Origin of the sequence: Hymenobacter sp. 102, from assembly GCF_049949205.1 — a bacterium.
GTDB lineage: Bacteria > Bacteroidota > Bacteroidia > Cytophagales > Hymenobacteraceae > Hymenobacter.
Window position 1 is genome coordinate 4,868,331 of the sequence record NZ_CP188172.1, and the last position, 14,783, is coordinate 4,883,113.

Genomic DNA, 14,783 nt, shown 5'->3' on the forward strand with positions numbered 1-14,783 from the left:
CTTGTTAGGCGGCAAGGGCGGGCTGGTAGCAAGTCTGCCCCAACAATCCAATTAGCTCCTGCCGGATGGCCGACAAGCTGAAGGGCATGTTGATCTTGTCGGCCTCCGGAATGGAATGCTCGGCGTAGAGCTTGCATTCCTCCAGTACTGGCGTAGCCGTCAGCATGAGCGTGCGGGTGGCGCCTTCACCCGGATCCGTCACCTGGTGCAAGGTGCTCGCCGGCATGTAGTAGATATCGCCCTCCTGCAGCGTGTGCGTCCGTTGCGGGCGCAGCCGCACTCGGCCGTTTTCGCGCACGCCGTAGACGCTACCTTCCCTGGCCGGCGTGTAGGTGCAATCCAGTCGCACTTCTGGTCCTTGGGCGTCTTCCTCCCAGATCACGGTCTGAAAGCGGCCCGCCAGCAAGGCCGAAGCAAAGTTCCAGCGGTGATCGTGAATGTTCTCGTGGTGGCGCTCGCTGCGCGCCTCCCACAAGTGCAGGCGCAATTTGAAGGCCGCGTTTTGCAACAGCACCAGCTTACGAAAGCCATTGTGGTGGTAGTAAGAGTGCTCCTGCACCCGGGTCAGGGCCGGACCATCGCACAACAGCTGCGAGAGCAGCAGCCGCAGCGAATCCGGGCGGCTTAACTCGGCGATGATGCTACCCAGCGTCTGGCAGTCGCCTTGCCCTGCACGCTGGTGCTGGAGAAGTTCGCCCACGGTTTGCTCTAGCGCGCTGATGCCCTGCGTAAGCGCGCAGTGGATGCGCTGCTGCACGCTGGCACTGAAGTCGCGGCTGGAACAGATATGCAGCGTTGAGGGAGCGGTCGCGGTGGAGTGGTACAGGTGCATAGCAGACAGTTTCTAGTGGAAGAGCGAGGCAAAGGTGAGCGCGCTGATTGCAGCCTATTTGCGGTGGCCGCGCCGCTGAAAAATATTTTTTCAGGACGGCGACCAGGCAGCTATTTGGCGCGATAGCGTGCGGCAGAAGCCCTTTTGCGTATCGTTGCGACAAACTTCCCCTCCCCTATTGCAGCCTATCTGCAGTGAGCAAAAAACTTTATCTTTTTTATGCCGGTCTCCAAAAATGCCCCCCTGCGCTATCGCCTAATCGACGAATGCCTGTGCCGGGATAAGGTGCGTTGGACCCGGGCCCGACTGCTAGAGGAGGTGACGGAAAAGTTTTTAGAGATCACGGGCCAGCCCCTGAGCCAGCGGCAGCTGGACATGGATCTGCAAGCCATGAAGCTGGGGGGCTCCTCCGGCCTGGATGCGCCCATTGAGTTTGATCGCAAAGCGGGAGTATATCGCTACACGGAACCGGGATACTCCATCCACCAGAGTCCGCTGCTGGTAGACGACGCCGACGTATTGCGCCAGGCACTTTCCGTGCTGCAGCAGTTCCAGGGCCTAGGTCTGAGTCAGGAGCTGGATGCGCTCGTGAGCCGCGTGGAAAAACAAGTCAACCTGCGGCCGGCCGGCCGGTCCCGTTGCGTTGCACTTCGAACAGGTAGCGGACTACACCGGCGCTGACAAGCTGCGGCCCCTCTACGAGGCCATTCGCACGCGCCGCGTCCTGCAAATAGCCTACCAGCCGTTCGGGCCGCGGGCGCCTCCCCGGTAACAGTCCACCCCTACCTGCTCAAGGAATTCAACCATCGGTGGTTTTTGCTGGCCTACAATCAGGATCAGCAGTGCCTGTCTAACTATGCGTTGGATCGAATTACTCAGGTTGAAGGTACCGCCGGCACTTACTGGCCTGACCATTGTCCGGATGCACCTACTTACTTCCAGCACGTTATCGGCCCTTCCGTGGCGGCCAACAAGCCAGTGGAAGAGATTCGACTTTGTTTTACTAAGGTTCGGGCGCCGTACGTCCTCACCAAGCCCTTGCACGGCAGCCAGCGATCCACTCCCTTAGCCGACGGATCCGTGGAAGTTAGGCTGCAGTTGATTCCCAACCGTGAGCTGGTTTCGCTATTACTCAGTTTTGGCAGCGATGTAACGGTGCTCGCCCCAGCTGCGCTTCGCAAGCAAATGATCGAAGTGCATCAAGGGGCGCTGGCCAGGTACGTCTCCGTAAACGAGTCTCTTCCGGCGGAAAACATCTGACTACCTAAGCCCTCTGGCCCGCTGTAATCCGTGCAGTGCTATCCTTTTACATTCCGCTACATGTCATTAGCGCAGACTCCATTATCAATACTACCCGCTGGGCCGTGTGGACCATAGTGCTGGGAGCTCTTCTATCCTTGGTGCTTCCTTGGGCGTTGACCCACTTCCACTCCGGCATCAGCTTCGCTGAAACCGGCCCAATCGGGGATACCATCGGTGGCATTACTGGGCCCGTGCTCAACTTCACCGGCCTGCTGGTAGTGTATTTTTCCCTGCGGGAACAGTTTCTGTCCAATCAGATTCAAATCCAGCATTTTGCGGAGGAGCAGGGCGGTAGCGGCAACGTCTGGATAAAGGGCACGCTGGCAGTGGTAAGTCGGTACTGCTGGTACACGGGCTTCGTGACAAGCTAGTTGAAAACAAAAATCTAAAAGTGGGCGTTGTGCTGTTCACGCGGGCATTGGTGGATTTGATACGAACCGGCCTTGATGAGTTGGGAGTGGAGAAGGAGTTTGGCGTTCGGGTGCCTGTGATGACGTACTATGAATTGCAAAGACCAGTCAGCAATTTGACTTGCTGTTTTGCGATGAAGTACAGGATTTGCCCTCCAGTATGATAACGCTGCTGCGCAATAAGGCGAAACGAGTTATTGTAGCGGGCGATTCGCAGCAGTCAATTTTTACGCATGACCCACAGACTCGTGAGCCGGTAGTAAGACCAGAGGAAATTGGCGCTTTGCTGGGCGGGCAGTCCCACGAGCTGCCGACGATTTATCGGTTAACACGGTCCATTATTAAGATGGTCAGCAGCCTGATTGGCGGCACCATTCTCGGAGCACGTCGCGATGCTACCAAGCTCGATGTGCAGGTACGCCTAGGCTACACCAATGATGTATCAAGGGAAATTAAGTATGTGTGGCGTGAAGCCAGTAAGCGGGCTCAAGCAAGCGAGTCAACGGTTATCCTGTTGCCTTTCCGGGAAAACATCGCGGCTTTTTGTAACGCCGTATTAACGATCAATGGCAAACCCGCTTGGACTGTTGTTCCTGACCGGTGGGGCAAAAACGAGGATTTTGCAGCCATGAACCGGCATTTAGAAGCACAAGGCATCAAGCTCGAATACATTGGTAATGGGGTTGGTACACTCGATGGGGCTTATACCAACCATCGGGTCGCGGTCATGACTTATCACAGCTCGAAAGGATTGGACTACGAAAACGTGTATTTGCCATGGGTATCAGCAGGACTGCACTTGAACGGTGGTGGCAAAGACAAGACCCTATTCATGGTTGCCATGACTCGCAGCCGCAAAAACCTGGTTCTAACCTATTGTGGTACTCGCAGCAGCATGGTGGACACGCTGGCCGGCGACTGCACCTTGTTTGAAATCACAGATGCCACAACAGCCTCGGCTCAACCACAGGCTACTACTTACGACTTCTAATTTATGGCTGCTCAACGTGCCTTGCTGCCTATTTATAGGCTTCGGTTCAATCTGTTGTATCAATTTGGTTTCATTGAGGTTAATCCGGATGAGTGGGTCCTTTATGAAAAGGACACGCCTGCAGGGCACCCTGATGTATCAGAGGCAAGCTTACTCGCTAAAATTCCTGCCTTCAGCACAGCTGACGAGGTAATTCTGTTGGATATTGAATTGCCAGAGCAAAGCAAAGCTGCTTTACAAGCTGCTAGTGCATCTATAGGGATACACTATCCACAACTCAGCATAGAGGCCCAAGCAGCTTTTGATACCCTAGCCGCAGAATTGAGTAAGCCGCATTCTATTAGCGAGAAATCTCGGTTAAACATTGTGCAGGTGCGGCGTCTGTATCCGCTCACTACACAAGCCGGACAATTATTAGCTTCTCGTTTAGACCCGCGTATTAAGCGGCAGCCAGCGGTGTTTGAAGCTGTAGCAGAGCAGGCTGACCACCGGTTATTGGCGTCGGAAACCCGATTAGGCAGCGAAGCACTTCTGGAAATAGCTGGGGTCCCTAGTAAACATCTTGACGAAGGGTTATTGCAAGATGTGGAAAAGGCTGTGGCAGTACGCCTAGAGCGACGTGAAATTCAAACGAGCGATTCTTTCTGGGTGCATTTAATCGTTTATGGACGATATGAGCCTTTTCCCAAAAACGATTATGGGTACCTATATGACCTATGTGTAGTTTTTCATCGCAGCCTCAGCGCCCGCGATGGCCGTCGAGGACATGATAACAGCTACGAAGCAACCAGATTTTACAAAGCACTAGAAGCTAACAGAGCAGCTTCTACTCGCGAGAGAGTCACCCAGTTGCTTCTCAACGCTGAATGGGCCGAGAAGCTGAGAAATGAATTAACAGACACTCGTACTAACCTCAGAATGTACCTGAGCGCATTCATCTACCTTAAATTCCGGGGGGAATTTGAAGCAGAGGACTATCAGTTCAGCGGTAAACTTCTCGATTTAATTCGTCTGACGGCCGACCACTATCCATCGGAAACGAGAGTTGCCCTGCAATTACTAGGCGGTTTTTTAACATTCAATAAGATTTCAGGGGCTTACTATGAAGTAAGACAAATCCCCTTATTTCAGGAGCGAGGGCAGAAATATATTCCAATTTCAGAATATAAAACAAGTTCCCAGCGCAGGGCTGAATTATTTGCTGTGCCGCCGACAGCATCAATCCTTTCAGGGCCGAGTAAAAAGGTAGTTCCTGACGAAGAGGCCCCGGTTTTCGAGTGGAACTTGACAGCTGAACAGGATGCTAGGCAGAGAGCGCAGGCATCGCAGCAGATGGATGCTCCTACTCAGGAAGCAGCCTCGGTTGGGTTAGAGGAGTTGCAAAGCGGACCTAATATTGTTCCTCTTCCCGAAGCACCTGCAATCAAACCAAAGCGCTCATACCAGAAGAAAGGAAATACTTCAGCCGTTCCTAAAGCTGAGAAGCTAGTTAAGGTTAAGGAGTCAACTAAAACTAAAAATAGGAGGGGCTGCTTGATTCCATCTCTGGCCAGCTGACAATATCTTCAGAGGAATCGCATACCGAAGCACCAGCACCTGATTCTACGCCCGAGTCGTAAACCACTTTAATATGGAGCAAACTTCTTATTCGCCTCCTAGTGCTATCGATGATGCTTTCCGGTCCAGGTCTTTAGCATAAGAGCAAAGAAGCTCAACCATATCAGGGTTGAGCTTCTTTGCTCTTATGCTAGGCAGTAAATCTATTCACCGATTACATACACCGGCACAGCCTGCGCGTCGACGCCCCGGCCGGTTTCCTTCTTGACCTCTCTGCCATCCAGCAGGATAGAGCAGGTGATTTCCGAGGCCGCCGTGCCTCCGTCGATACTGGCCAGGATGGTCAGGTTGTCGCCTTGCTTCATGGTCCGCTTAAACTTGTAGCTCACCGGCAGCGGTGTGTTGCTGAGCGTCGTATTGCCGCCGCTTTCATTGGTGTAGCTCAGGTAGTCCGAGGTTGGAGCATTGGAGGTAACCTTGTATTCTACCTGATACTGGCCTTGGTTAAAAGTTTGGTCCCAAAATTACATCGGGCCACCCATGGTTAGTTCGCCACAGCAACACGGGCAGCCGTGTCGGCGGCACTGGTAACCACTTGAGCAAAGACCTTACTTGCTTGAGGGGCACTGATGCAACGGGATCCTTCGGCAAGTTCGATTATCGCCGCTTCAAGCAAGGAGGCTTCATGTGGTTATTAACCCGGCGCTCACGGGACGTCTTCGATGCCCTGTATTTCGCCCTGCGGGGAGTAGTAGAAGAGTTGGTGCTTCCGTACTATGTGGCCGAGCGTATCGCGAAACTGGTAGCGGTGGGACACGAAGCATACTCGCTGTCCTTGCTTTGTTTGACAGGTCTGCCGGCCAAACGCTACACTTTCGTAGCTGTCCGGATTCGACAGATGCTGTAGCAAATAGGAGTGCACCTCTTGTTCAGGTGAACTGCCCTTGGCGGTGTCAGTAGTGACTGATTCGGAATCCTGCTGCCACTCCTGGACTACCCGCCACCCAATCCACCCCCAACTACCAAAAGCCAGCAGCAACAGAATTGCGACGCTAGCGACGCTGACCACCCGCCATGTTGCCGTGGGAGCAGTCCTGGATTTTTTAGGAAAGCGACGCGCGTGCATGCCAGAAGTAGTGATGGTGGGTAGATACCTGAAAAGGCCCTGGTTGGCGTCAGGACTACAGCAGCACGCTGTCGACGGGCCGGGCAACGGCCGGCAGGACTGACTCACCCAGCATCTGCCGCAGGTCTACCTCGATGGAGCGGCACAGCGCGGTCATGGGCACGTCGTTCATGCGGTTTTCAAAAGGGTCTTCGCTCATGTCGCCTACCAACTCAATGGTGCTGAACACCCACGATAGGGGTCGCACTAGAGTAGGAACGGAAAACAACGCTAAGGCCAGTTGGTCGAATTTTGGCGGGTCGGGGTGTCTCAGAATACGTGCGTTTTTCCGCTCCGCTGGTCGCGCTCGTTTGGCCTCCTTACGAGTCGGGCAAAAACTGTCTCATATGCTGTTCTCACGAATCAATGGCTCGCTATCTTTGCTCCTGCTGACTTCCTGAGAATACCGCCTATGATTTTCGGCTACGCCCGTGTTAGTACCCCCGACCAGCAGCTACACCTGCAAACCGATGCCTTGCAGGCCTACGGCTGCGCGGAGGTCGCGCAGGAAAAAGTATCGTCCGTGAAAGAGCGCCCGGCGCTGCAGCACCTGCTGACCCGCCTGCGGGCGGGCGATACGCTCGTGGTCTGGAAACTCGACCGACTGGGCCGCTCGCTCAAAGACCTGGTCACACTGGTCAGCGGCTTTCAGCAACAGGGGATTCACTTTGTCAGCCTGCAGGACCATCTGGACACGACCACCGCCCAGGGCCGCCTCATGTTTAACCTGTTTGCCTCGCTGGCTGAGTTTGAGCGCGACATCATTCGGGAGCGCACCAAGGCGGGCCTGACGGCGGCCCGGGCAGGGGGCGCCAGGGCGGCCGGCCTAAAGGTCTTTCCAAAGAAGCCCTCTCCAAAGCCCAGGCCGCAAAAACGCTTTACCTGCAACAAGACAAGACGGTAGCAGAAATCGGGCAACTGCTGGGAGTGGGCCGGGCCACTATTTACCGTTACCTGGCCTATCTGGGGGTAGCAACCGGCGGAAAAGCGCAGGAAGCGGCGTAGTTCGGGCCGTTCTATCCAGACAGCTCAGTGCCCCCGTCAGAAAGTCTTCAGAATTGCCAGCTACCTTTCAGCCGTTCCTCACCTTGCACTCCCGTGAAGCTGCTGATTGTAGAAGACGAGCCGGCCCTGCGCACCTCCTTGATGGAGTACCTGCGCCAGGACGGCTACGTGGTGGAAGCAGCGGCCAGCTACGAACAGGCGCACGAGAAAATCAAGCTCTACCAGTACGATTGCGTGCTGCTGGATTTGACCCTGCCCGACGGCAACGGGCTGGACGTGGTGCGCACGCTCAAGGCCGACCGCTCCCCGGCCGGCGTGCTCATCGTCTCGGCCCGGGGCGCGCTCGACGACAAGGTGCTGGGCTTGGAACTGGGGGCCGACGACTACCTGGCCAAGCCGTTTCACCTCTCGGAACTGAGCGCCCGGCTGAAGGCCATCATCCGGCGGCGGCAGTTTCAGGGGCAGCGCCACCTACTGTTTCAGGAGTTGACCGTGTTTCCCGACCAGGCCCGGGTACTGGTCAACGGGGAACCTGTAACGCTTACGCGCAAGGAATTTGACTTGCTGCTGTATCTGCTCACCAACCCCGGCCGCGTGCTGACGAAGGAGTCCATTGCCGAGCACGTCTGGGGCGACGCGGCCGATGCGGCCGACTCCTTCGACTTCCTCTACACCCACCTCAAGAACCTGCGGCGCAAGTTGCAGGACAAAGGAGCCGGCGACTACATCCGCTCCGTGTACGGGGTGGGCTACAAGCTTAGCGCAGAATGAAGCTGCTGGCCGCCACCAACCGCTACTACCTGCTGCTGGCCACCGTGCTCTTCACGGCCGGCAGTGTGTTCCTCTACTACGGCGTGCGCTGGACGCTGCAAAGCGAAGTGGAGGAGCGCCTGTTTCAGCAGCGTGACTACTTGCGGGCGCAGGTGCAGCGCACCGGCCACCTGCCCGGCACCCCGTTTGAGGGCCGCATGCAGCTCAGTGCGCAGCCGCAGCCGGAAGGGCTGCGCGATACCCTGCTGCTGGAGCCCCTGGAAAACGAGTTGGAGCCCTACCGCCAGCTCACGTTTCGGCTGCCGCTGAACGGGCAAACCCAGTGGGTATCGCTCAGCAAGGCCCTGCTGGAAACCCATGACGTGCAGCGCCTGATTGTGCTGTTGCTGGTGGGGGTGCTGGGTACGCTGCTGCTGGGCGTGGTGGGGCTCAACCGCTGGCTGACCCGCCGCCTCTGGGCCCCGTTTGAGCAGACCCTCCACCAGCTGCGCGGCTACGACGTGCGCCAGCACCAGGTGCTGCACCTGCCTGATGCCCACATTGAGGAGTTCGCCCAGCTCAACCACACGCTCACCCACCTGAGCGAGCGGGTCGCGGCCGACTACATGTTGCTCAAAGCGTTCACGGAAAACGCCGCCCACGAAACCCGCACCCCGCTGGCCATCATGCAGGCCAAGCTGGAACAGCTGCTCCAGCTGCCGGATTTGCCCGCGCCGGCCGGCCCTTGGTGGGCGACCTGTACGCGGCCGTGCAGCGGCTGGCCCGCCTGCACCAGGGGCTGACGCTGCTCAGCAAAATTGAGAACCAGCAGTTTGCCGCCGCCCAGCCGGTGCCGCTGGCCGAGCTGCTGCGCGAAAAGCTGAGCCAGCTGGAGGAATTCATCCAGCAGAAGGAGTTGCAGCTGGACGTGCAATTAAATGCCGCGCCGTTGCTTATGCTGCACCCCGCGCTGGCCGATTCGCTGCTCAGTAACCTGCTGCACAACGCCATCCGGCACAACTTGCCGGGCGGCCTGTTGCGGGTGCAGCTGCGTGCCACCGAGCTGGTCATCACCAATGCCGGCCCCGCCCTGGCGGCGCAGCAGAAACCCGCACAGTTTTTCGAGCGGTTTCGCAAGCAGAATGCCGCTTCGGACTCGCCCGGCCTGGGGTTGTCCATCGTGCAAAGCATCACGACCTTCTATGGCTTTACCGTGGCATACGACTACGCCCCGGATTCGGCGCGGCATACGCTGCGTGTCCGGTTCGCTTCAGCGGTTCCCCGCCCCTGACCCCTACAGAATGTGCACAGAATTGCGCTCTACGTTTGGGGCGTACCTGCTGCTTTTTTGTATGCCCCGCTCCGTGTTGCTCCCCTGGCTGTGCTGGCTGCTCCCCTGTTCCCGTCCCGGGCCCAGACGGCGCCTGCTGTTTCGGTACCGCCTTCCCTGCGTGACTCCACCACCCGCCCGCCGCTCTGGCAGGGGCCGGTGGCGCGGGCGCTGCTGGTGCCTACGCTGCTGCTCACGGCCGGCGCCCTGACCACCCATCGGGTGGAGGCGCTGGAATCAGACGAGGAGCTGCGGGAGGAAATCCGCGAGCATATGGGCCGGCCCACGACGACGCTCGACAACCAGCTCCGGTACCTACCAGGGGCCGTAACGCTCGGCCTGGGCCTGGCCGGGGTGCCGGGCCGTCACAAACCCGTGGACCAGCTGCTGCTGGCGGCGCTGGCCTTCACCCTCAACGATGCGGTGACCAGCAACCTGAAGAAGCTCACGCAGGTGCAGCGCCCCGACGGTTCCGACTTCCATTCCTTTCCCAGCCAGCACACCAGCCTGGCCTTCGCCTCGGCTACGTTTCTGCACAAGGAATACGGCGGGCGTAGCGTCTGGTACAGCGTGGGCGGCTACTCGCTAGCAGCGGCCACGGGAGGTATTCGCATGGCCAAAGACGTGCATTGGTTTTCCGATGTGCTGGCCGGAGCCGGCGTGGGCATTCTGTCAACGCAGGCCGCGTACTGGCTGTACCCGCTGGTAACAAAACCACTGCGCAAGGTGCTGGGCAACCGGGCGCTGGTCGTGCCCAGCTACCAGCAGGGGGCCATCGGGGCCACCGCCGTCATGGCGTGGTAAGGCAAGAGAAGGAAACTACAGAATGCCTTCAGAATCGTGCGGGAGCTTTGTCGGGCTAACCTGCGCCAACGAGCCAGCGCATGGCTTCCTCACTAACGGTCCCTCCCATTGCCCAGCAAAAAACAGATAAAAACAAGCCTGTTGCGTACCTGGCTCACGGCCTCTCTGGGCCTGTGCGCCGCCGCTGCCTCCGCCCAACAAGTGGACAGCCTCTCCTTTATCCGCTCCAAGCGCATGTCGGATGCCGACCTGGCCAAAAAACGGGAAGGCCTGTTCGTGACCGGCTTGCCCGACCTCTCGTCCGACCCGGTGACGGGCTTCGGTGTGGGGGTTAAAACCAACATCATCTGGAACGGCACCCGCGACAACCCGCTGTTTGCCTACACGCCCTACCTCACACGCCTGCGCGCCAACGCGGCGTACTTTACCACCAACGCCCGCGAGCTGACGCTGTCCCTGGACGTGCCCTACTACAAAGGCACGCGCTGGCGTTACCGCGTGGACTTCAAGGCCCAGCAAAACCCGGCCAACCTGTACTTCGGCTCGTCCGAAACCACGCTCGGCCGCCTGCGCCTGCCCTCCAACCCGGACGAGACGTTTGCCACCTACGCGGAATATGACGCGGCCCGCAAAACCCTGCGGCCCGGGCAGGCCGGCGAAGCCGCCGAGGTCACCGATGCGCTGTCCAACCGGTTCCGGGAAACCGAGTTCATGCTCAACCTCAAAGCTGACTACGCCCTGGGCAAAGGTCGCTGGCGCGTGATGGGCGGCTACGAGATTCAGCACCTCTCCTACGACACGTTCCAGGGCACCAAGGCCGAGGCCACCCGTAACGGCGAAGAAACCACGGCGCCTAACGGCACGTCGCTACTGCAGCGCGATGCCCAGCAGGGGCGCATCTTTGGCCTGGACGGGGGGTGGGTGTCCATTATCCAGACGGCGCTGATTCACGACACGCGCGACTTTGAGCCCGACCCGACCCGCGGGGTATACTTTGAAGCCGCCAACGAGTTTTCCAGCCCCGCCATCGGTTCGCAGTTCAGTTTCAACAAGCTGTTTTTCCAGGGCCGGGCCTACCGCAAGCTGCCCGTGGGTCCGCGCACGGTGCTGGCCGGGCGGGTCGGCGCGGGCACCATTTTCGGGAAAGAAGCGCCGTTTTTTGAGTTTCAGGACCAGTGGAGCCCCGACGGCAGCATCAACGCCCTGGGCGGGCGGCAGTCGCTGCGGGGCTACCGGGCCAACCGCTTCCTGGCCCGCTCGCTGGCCTTTGCCAACGCCGAGCTGCGCATCCGGCTGGCCGATGTCAAGCTGGGCAAGCAGAACTTCGGGCTGGGCGTGGCCCCGTTCGCGGACGCCGGCACGGTGCGCGACCGGTGGCAGGACCTAGGCTTTCGCGACGTCCGGTTTTCGTACGGAGCCGGGGCGCGCATTGCCTGGAACCTGTCCACCATGCTCTACGCGGACTACGGGGTGTCCAAGGAAGACCGGCTGTTCTACTTCGGCATCGGCCAGAATTTCTAACCCCGTGGCGGCGCGGCGCTTCCCGGCCGGTTGTTCGGGTTTGATAGCGGCACCGTGCGCCATTTGGCTTATTCTTTCGCGCCTCCCTGGCCCATGCCCGTAGAATTCCTCAGTGACGAGCAGGCCGCCCGCTTCGGCTGCTACGCCGACGAGCCCAGCCCCGAACAGCTGGCCCGGTTCTTTTACCTGAGCGCAGCCGATGGCCACCTCCTGGCCGCGCGCCGACGCCCCGCCAACAAACTCGGGTGTGCCGTGCAGCTCTGCACCCTGCGCTTTTTGGGCACCTTTCTGACCGACCCGCTGCGGGTACCGGCCGTGGTGGTGCAGACGCTGGCCGAGCAGCTGCACCTGCCTGCGGACGCCTTGGCCGCGTACCGGACCCGGCCGAACACGTGGTACGACCACCAGGCCCGGATTGTGGCCCACCTCGGGTACACCCCGTTTGACGGGCGGCAGACGTTCCGGCTCACCCGCTGGCTCTACGCGCAGGTGCTGACGAGCACCGTCCGGCCCAGCGTGCTGTTTGATTTGACCACGGCCCACCTGGTCGCCCAGCGGGTCGTCTTGCCCGGCGTTTCGTTACTCGCCCGCCTGATTGCGCGGGTCCGCGAGCGCACCGGCCGCCACCTCTACCGCCAGCTGCGCACCCGCCTGAACCCGTCCCAGCAAGCGGCGCTGGAAACCCTGTTGACCGTGCCGGCCGGCGAGCGGCTCACCCACCTGGAGCGCCTGCGCACCCGCCCACCCGCGTGTCCGCCCCGGCGCTGGCGGCCGCTTTGCGCCGGGTGGGCGAAATCCGCGCCCTGGGCGTGAGCGCCGTGCCCGTGGCCGACTTACCCGAAGCCCGGTTGGCGCGCCTGGCCCGCCATGCCCAGCTGGCTTGGGCACAGACGCTGGTGCGCATGGGCGAGGAACGCCGGCTGGCCACGCTGCTGGTCTTCGCCCAGACCCTGGAGCGCACCGCTACGGACGACGTGCTCGACCTCTTCGACAGCCTGCTCACGTCGCTGGCCCTGCGGGGCGAAACCAAGCGCCGGCGCGAACGCCTGCGCTCGCTCAAGGACCTGGACCAGGCCGCGTTGCTGCTCCAACAGGCCGTGGAACTGCTGCTCGACGAGGCCGTACCGGCCGGGCAGGTACGCCAGCAGGTGTTCGACCGCCTGGGCCAGGCGCCCTTGCGCGCTGCGGCGGCCACCGTGCAGGAACTAGCCAGTCCGCCGGAGGACCCGCTGGCCGAAGCCTTGAGCGGCAGCTACGCCACGGTGCGCCGGTTCCTGCCCGCCTTGCTGGCCGGCGTCGCCTTCGAGGGGACGCCCACCGCCAAACCGCTGCTGGAGGCCTGGGCCTTTTTGCAGCAGCAGGAAGCCGGCGGTCGGGGCCGCCCGAAGTGGTCGGCCGCGCCCCGCACGGTCGTCCCGAAGGGGTGGGCCCGGCGGGTGTTTCCCGCCAAAGGGGAAGTGAATCCCCAGGCGTACACCCTCTGCGTACTGGAACGGCTGCAGCACGCCGTGCGCCGCCGCGACGTGTTCGTGCCGACCAGCGAGCGCCACGCCGACCCACGGGCCGAACTGTTGCGCGGGGACGCCTGGGAAGCCGCCCGGGATTCGGTGGCCCGGGCCCTGGACCGCTCCCTGGACCCGGCAGTGGAACTGGCCCGTCTGGGGCAACTGCTGCGCACGGCGTATGCGGACGTTGGGGAGAACCTGGCGCAGCACACCACCCTGCAGGTGGTCGAGCAAGACGGTCAGCCGGTCGTCACCCTCAGCGCCTTACCGGCGCAAGAAGAGTCCGAGCACCTGGTGCACGTGCGCGAGCAGCTGGCGGCGGCCCTGCCCCAGGTCGAAGTAGCGGCCCTGTTGCGGGAGGTGGACGCGTTTACCGGCTTTTCCCTCGCCTTTACCCACGTGGCCGACGGGCAGCCCGCCGCCGCCGACCTGCCGCTCAGTATCTGTGCCGTGCTGTTGGCCCAGGCGTGCAACCTGGGGCTAAAAACCGTGGCCCGGGCCGACGTGCCGGCCCTGACGCTGGCGCGCCTGGCGTGGGTGCAGCAAAACTACCTGCGCGCCGAAACGCTCACCGCCGCCAATGCCCGCCTGGTGGATGCCCAGGCGGGGCTGCCATTGGCCCAGGCCTGGGGCGGCGGGGAGGTGGCCTCGGCCGACGGCATGCGCTTCGTGGTGCCCGTGCGCACGCTGCACGCGGGCTGGAACCGCAAATACTTCGGCTCCCAGCGCGGGGTGACGTACTATAACTTCACCAGCGACCAGTTCACGGGCTTTCACGGCATCGTCATTCCCGGTACGCTGCGCGACTCTTTGTTCATCCTGGCCGGGTTGCTGGAACAACAAACCCGCCTGGACCCGCGCGAAATCATGGCCGATACCCACGGCTACAGCGACGTGGTATTTGGCCTGTTTTCGCTGCTGGGCTACCGCTTCAGCCCCCGCCTGGCCGACTTGGCGGACCAGCGCTTCTGGCGGCTGGAAAAAGAGGACGACTACGGTCCGCTCAACGAGTTGGGCCGCCACGTGGTCAACGCCCGCCTGATTCACGCCCACTGGGACGACATGCTGCGCCTGGCCGGCTCTCTGAAACTCGGCAAAGTCAAGGCCACGGCCGTCATGCGCACCCTGCAGCGAGCGGGCTCGCTCTCGGGGCTGGGGCGGGCGGTCGCCGAATTGGGCCGCGTCGAAAAAACATTGTATTTATTAGCCTACGTGCAGGACGAGGCCTACCGCCGGCGCATCCTGGTGCAGCTCAACCGGGGCGAGGGGCGGCACGCCGTGGCCCGGGCCGTCTTTCACGGCAAGAAAGGGGAGCTGCGCCAGCGCTACCGCGAGGGCATGGAAGACCAGTTGGGCGCCCTTGGACTCGTGGTCAACGCCCTGGTGCTGTGGAACACCCGCTATCTGCAGCACGCCCTGGAACGGTGGCAGCAGACGGAAGGCGTGCTGAACCCGGACGACGTGGCGCGCCTCTCGCCCTTGCTGCACGAGCACGTTAACATGCTGGGCCGCTACGATTTCAGCCTGCCCGAAGACATTGCCGCCGGCGAAATGCGCCCGTTGCGCAACCCCGCCAACTGGGAAGAACGGCTGGTCGAATTTCCTTAGCGT

At 60.8% G+C, this 14,783-nt stretch carries 16 protein-coding genes and 2 pseudogenes; 15 read left to right on the forward strand and 3 right to left on the reverse strand.

Annotated elements, in window-relative coordinates:
• Window positions 1-4: 4 nt before the first annotated feature.
• Complete coding sequence (locus ACN19L_RS21095) at window positions 5-832, reverse strand: cupin domain-containing protein (protein ID WP_426491260.1); 828 nt, start codon at window positions 830-832, stop codon at window positions 5-7.
• 219 nt (window positions 833-1,051) lie between these two features.
• On the opposite strand from ACN19L_RS21095, the gene ACN19L_RS21100 reads away from it, so the two are divergent.
• The 5 genes and pseudogenes from ACN19L_RS21100 (at window position 1,052) to ACN19L_RS21120 (ending at window position 5,092) form a co-directional block, all read left to right on the forward strand.
• A complete protein-coding gene (locus tag ACN19L_RS21100) occupies window positions 1,052-1,513 on the forward strand; it encodes a hypothetical protein (RefSeq protein WP_426491368.1) in 462 nt (153 codons plus the stop codon).
• A 90-nt stretch (window positions 1,514-1,603) separates the two neighbouring features.
• Window positions 1,604-2,092 (forward strand): annotated as a pseudogene (locus ACN19L_RS21105) (helix-turn-helix transcriptional regulator); the annotation flags it as partial.
• A 35-nt stretch (window positions 2,093-2,127) separates the two neighbouring features.
• Complete coding sequence (locus ACN19L_RS21110; protein ID WP_426491369.1) at window positions 2,128-2,505, forward strand: hypothetical protein; 378 nt, start codon at window positions 2,128-2,130, stop codon at window positions 2,503-2,505.
• A gap of 199 nt (window positions 2,506-2,704) precedes the next feature.
• The gene (locus ACN19L_RS21115) at window positions 2,705-3,535 is read left to right on the forward strand and encodes a 3'-5' exonuclease (RefSeq protein WP_426491370.1); all 831 of its coding nucleotides are present in this window, start codon (window positions 2,705-2,707) and stop codon (window positions 3,533-3,535) included.
• A gap of 3 nt (window positions 3,536-3,538) precedes the next feature.
• A complete protein-coding gene (locus ACN19L_RS21120; RefSeq protein ID WP_426491371.1) occupies window positions 3,539-5,092 on the forward strand; it encodes a hypothetical protein in 1,554 nt (517 codons plus the stop codon).
• A gap of 203 nt (window positions 5,093-5,295) precedes the next feature.
• On the opposite strand, the gene ACN19L_RS21125 is transcribed toward ACN19L_RS21120, so the two are convergent.
• Window positions 5,296-5,481: a hypothetical protein gene (locus tag ACN19L_RS21125; protein ID WP_426491372.1), complete on the reverse strand. Its 186-nt coding sequence runs from the start codon at window positions 5,479-5,481 to the stop codon at window positions 5,296-5,298.
• Between the two features lie 206 nt (window positions 5,482-5,687).
• Between ACN19L_RS21125 and ACN19L_RS21130 the strand changes: the two genes are divergently transcribed.
• A complete protein-coding gene (locus tag ACN19L_RS21130) occupies window positions 5,688-5,999 on the forward strand; it encodes a hypothetical protein (RefSeq protein ID WP_426491373.1) in 312 nt (103 codons plus the stop codon).
• Window positions 6,000-6,273: 274 nt separating this feature from the next.
• On the opposite strand, the gene ACN19L_RS21135 is transcribed toward ACN19L_RS21130, so the two are convergent.
• The gene (locus tag ACN19L_RS21135; RefSeq protein ID WP_426491374.1) at window positions 6,274-6,465 is read right to left on the reverse strand and encodes a hypothetical protein; all 192 of its coding nucleotides are present in this window, start codon (window positions 6,463-6,465) and stop codon (window positions 6,274-6,276) included.
• Window positions 6,466-6,669: 204 nt separating this feature from the next.
• Here ACN19L_RS21135 and ACN19L_RS21140 point away from each other — a divergent pair, with 204 nt between their 5' ends.
• The 9 genes and pseudogenes from ACN19L_RS21140 (at window position 6,670) to ACN19L_RS21180 (ending at window position 14,780) form a co-directional block, all read left to right on the forward strand.
• Complete coding sequence (locus ACN19L_RS21140; RefSeq protein ID WP_426491375.1) at window positions 6,670-7,161, forward strand: recombinase family protein; 492 nt, start codon at window positions 6,670-6,672, stop codon at window positions 7,159-7,161.
• Window positions 7,137-7,262 (forward strand): annotated as a pseudogene (locus ACN19L_RS21145) (hypothetical protein); the annotation flags it as partial. The gene ACN19L_RS21140 and the pseudogene ACN19L_RS21145, both read left to right, overlap by 25 nt.
• 93 nt (window positions 7,263-7,355) lie before the next feature.
• Window positions 7,356-8,033, forward strand: coding sequence for a response regulator transcription factor (locus ACN19L_RS21150; RefSeq protein WP_426491376.1), 678 nt, complete (start codon window positions 7,356-7,358; stop codon window positions 8,031-8,033).
• Window positions 8,030-8,815 carry a hypothetical protein gene (locus ACN19L_RS21155; protein WP_426491377.1) on the forward strand — a complete coding sequence of 262 codons (786 nt, stop codon included), beginning with the start codon at window positions 8,030-8,032 and terminating at the stop codon, window positions 8,813-8,815. Before ACN19L_RS21150 ends, ACN19L_RS21155 begins: the two co-directional genes overlap by 4 nt.
• Complete coding sequence (locus tag ACN19L_RS21160) at window positions 8,761-9,303, forward strand: sensor histidine kinase (protein ID WP_426491378.1); 543 nt, start codon at window positions 8,761-8,763, stop codon at window positions 9,301-9,303. The genes ACN19L_RS21155 and ACN19L_RS21160 overlap by 55 nt, the downstream gene beginning before the upstream one ends.
• 90 nt (window positions 9,304-9,393) lie before the next feature.
• The gene (locus ACN19L_RS21165) at window positions 9,394-10,146 is read left to right on the forward strand and encodes a phosphatase PAP2 family protein (protein WP_426491379.1); all 753 of its coding nucleotides are present in this window, start codon (window positions 9,394-9,396) and stop codon (window positions 10,144-10,146) included.
• Between the two features lie 108 nt (window positions 10,147-10,254).
• Window positions 10,255-11,667, forward strand: coding sequence for an Omp85 family outer membrane protein (gene omp85 / locus ACN19L_RS21170; protein WP_426491380.1), 1,413 nt, complete (start codon window positions 10,255-10,257; stop codon window positions 11,665-11,667).
• 93 nt (window positions 11,668-11,760) lie between these two features.
• Window positions 11,761-12,480, forward strand: a complete 720-nt coding sequence (locus ACN19L_RS21175; RefSeq protein ID WP_426491381.1) for a DUF4158 domain-containing protein — start codon at window positions 11,761-11,763, stop codon at window positions 12,478-12,480.
• Window positions 12,453-14,780, forward strand: coding sequence for a Tn3 family transposase (locus ACN19L_RS21180; protein WP_426493614.1), 2,328 nt, complete (start codon window positions 12,453-12,455; stop codon window positions 14,778-14,780). Before ACN19L_RS21175 ends, ACN19L_RS21180 begins: the two co-directional genes overlap by 28 nt.
• Window positions 14,781-14,783: the final 3 nt, after the last annotated feature.

Bases quoted from the DNA above. Each gene is read 5' to 3' on its own strand.
- ACN19L_RS21095 (WP_426491260.1), bottom strand. From the start codon at position 832: ATGCACCTGTACCACTCCACCGCGACCGCTCCCTCAACGCTGCATATC.
- ACN19L_RS21100 (WP_426491368.1), top strand. From the start codon at position 1,052: ATGCCGGTCTCCAAAAATGCCCCCCTGCGCTATCGCCTAATCGACGAA.
- ACN19L_RS21115 (WP_426491370.1), top strand. From the start codon at position 2,705: ATGATAACGCTGCTGCGCAATAAGGCGAAACGAGTTATTGTAGCGGGC.
- ACN19L_RS21120 (WP_426491371.1), top strand. From the start codon at position 3,539: ATGGCTGCTCAACGTGCCTTGCTGCCTATTTATAGGCTTCGGTTCAAT.
- ACN19L_RS21140 (WP_426491375.1), top strand. From the start codon at position 6,670: ATGATTTTCGGCTACGCCCGTGTTAGTACCCCCGACCAGCAGCTACAC.
- ACN19L_RS21155 (WP_426491377.1), top strand. From the start codon at position 8,030: ATGAAGCTGCTGGCCGCCACCAACCGCTACTACCTGCTGCTGGCCACC.
- ACN19L_RS21175 (WP_426491381.1), top strand. From the start codon at position 11,761: ATGCCCGTAGAATTCCTCAGTGACGAGCAGGCCGCCCGCTTCGGCTGC.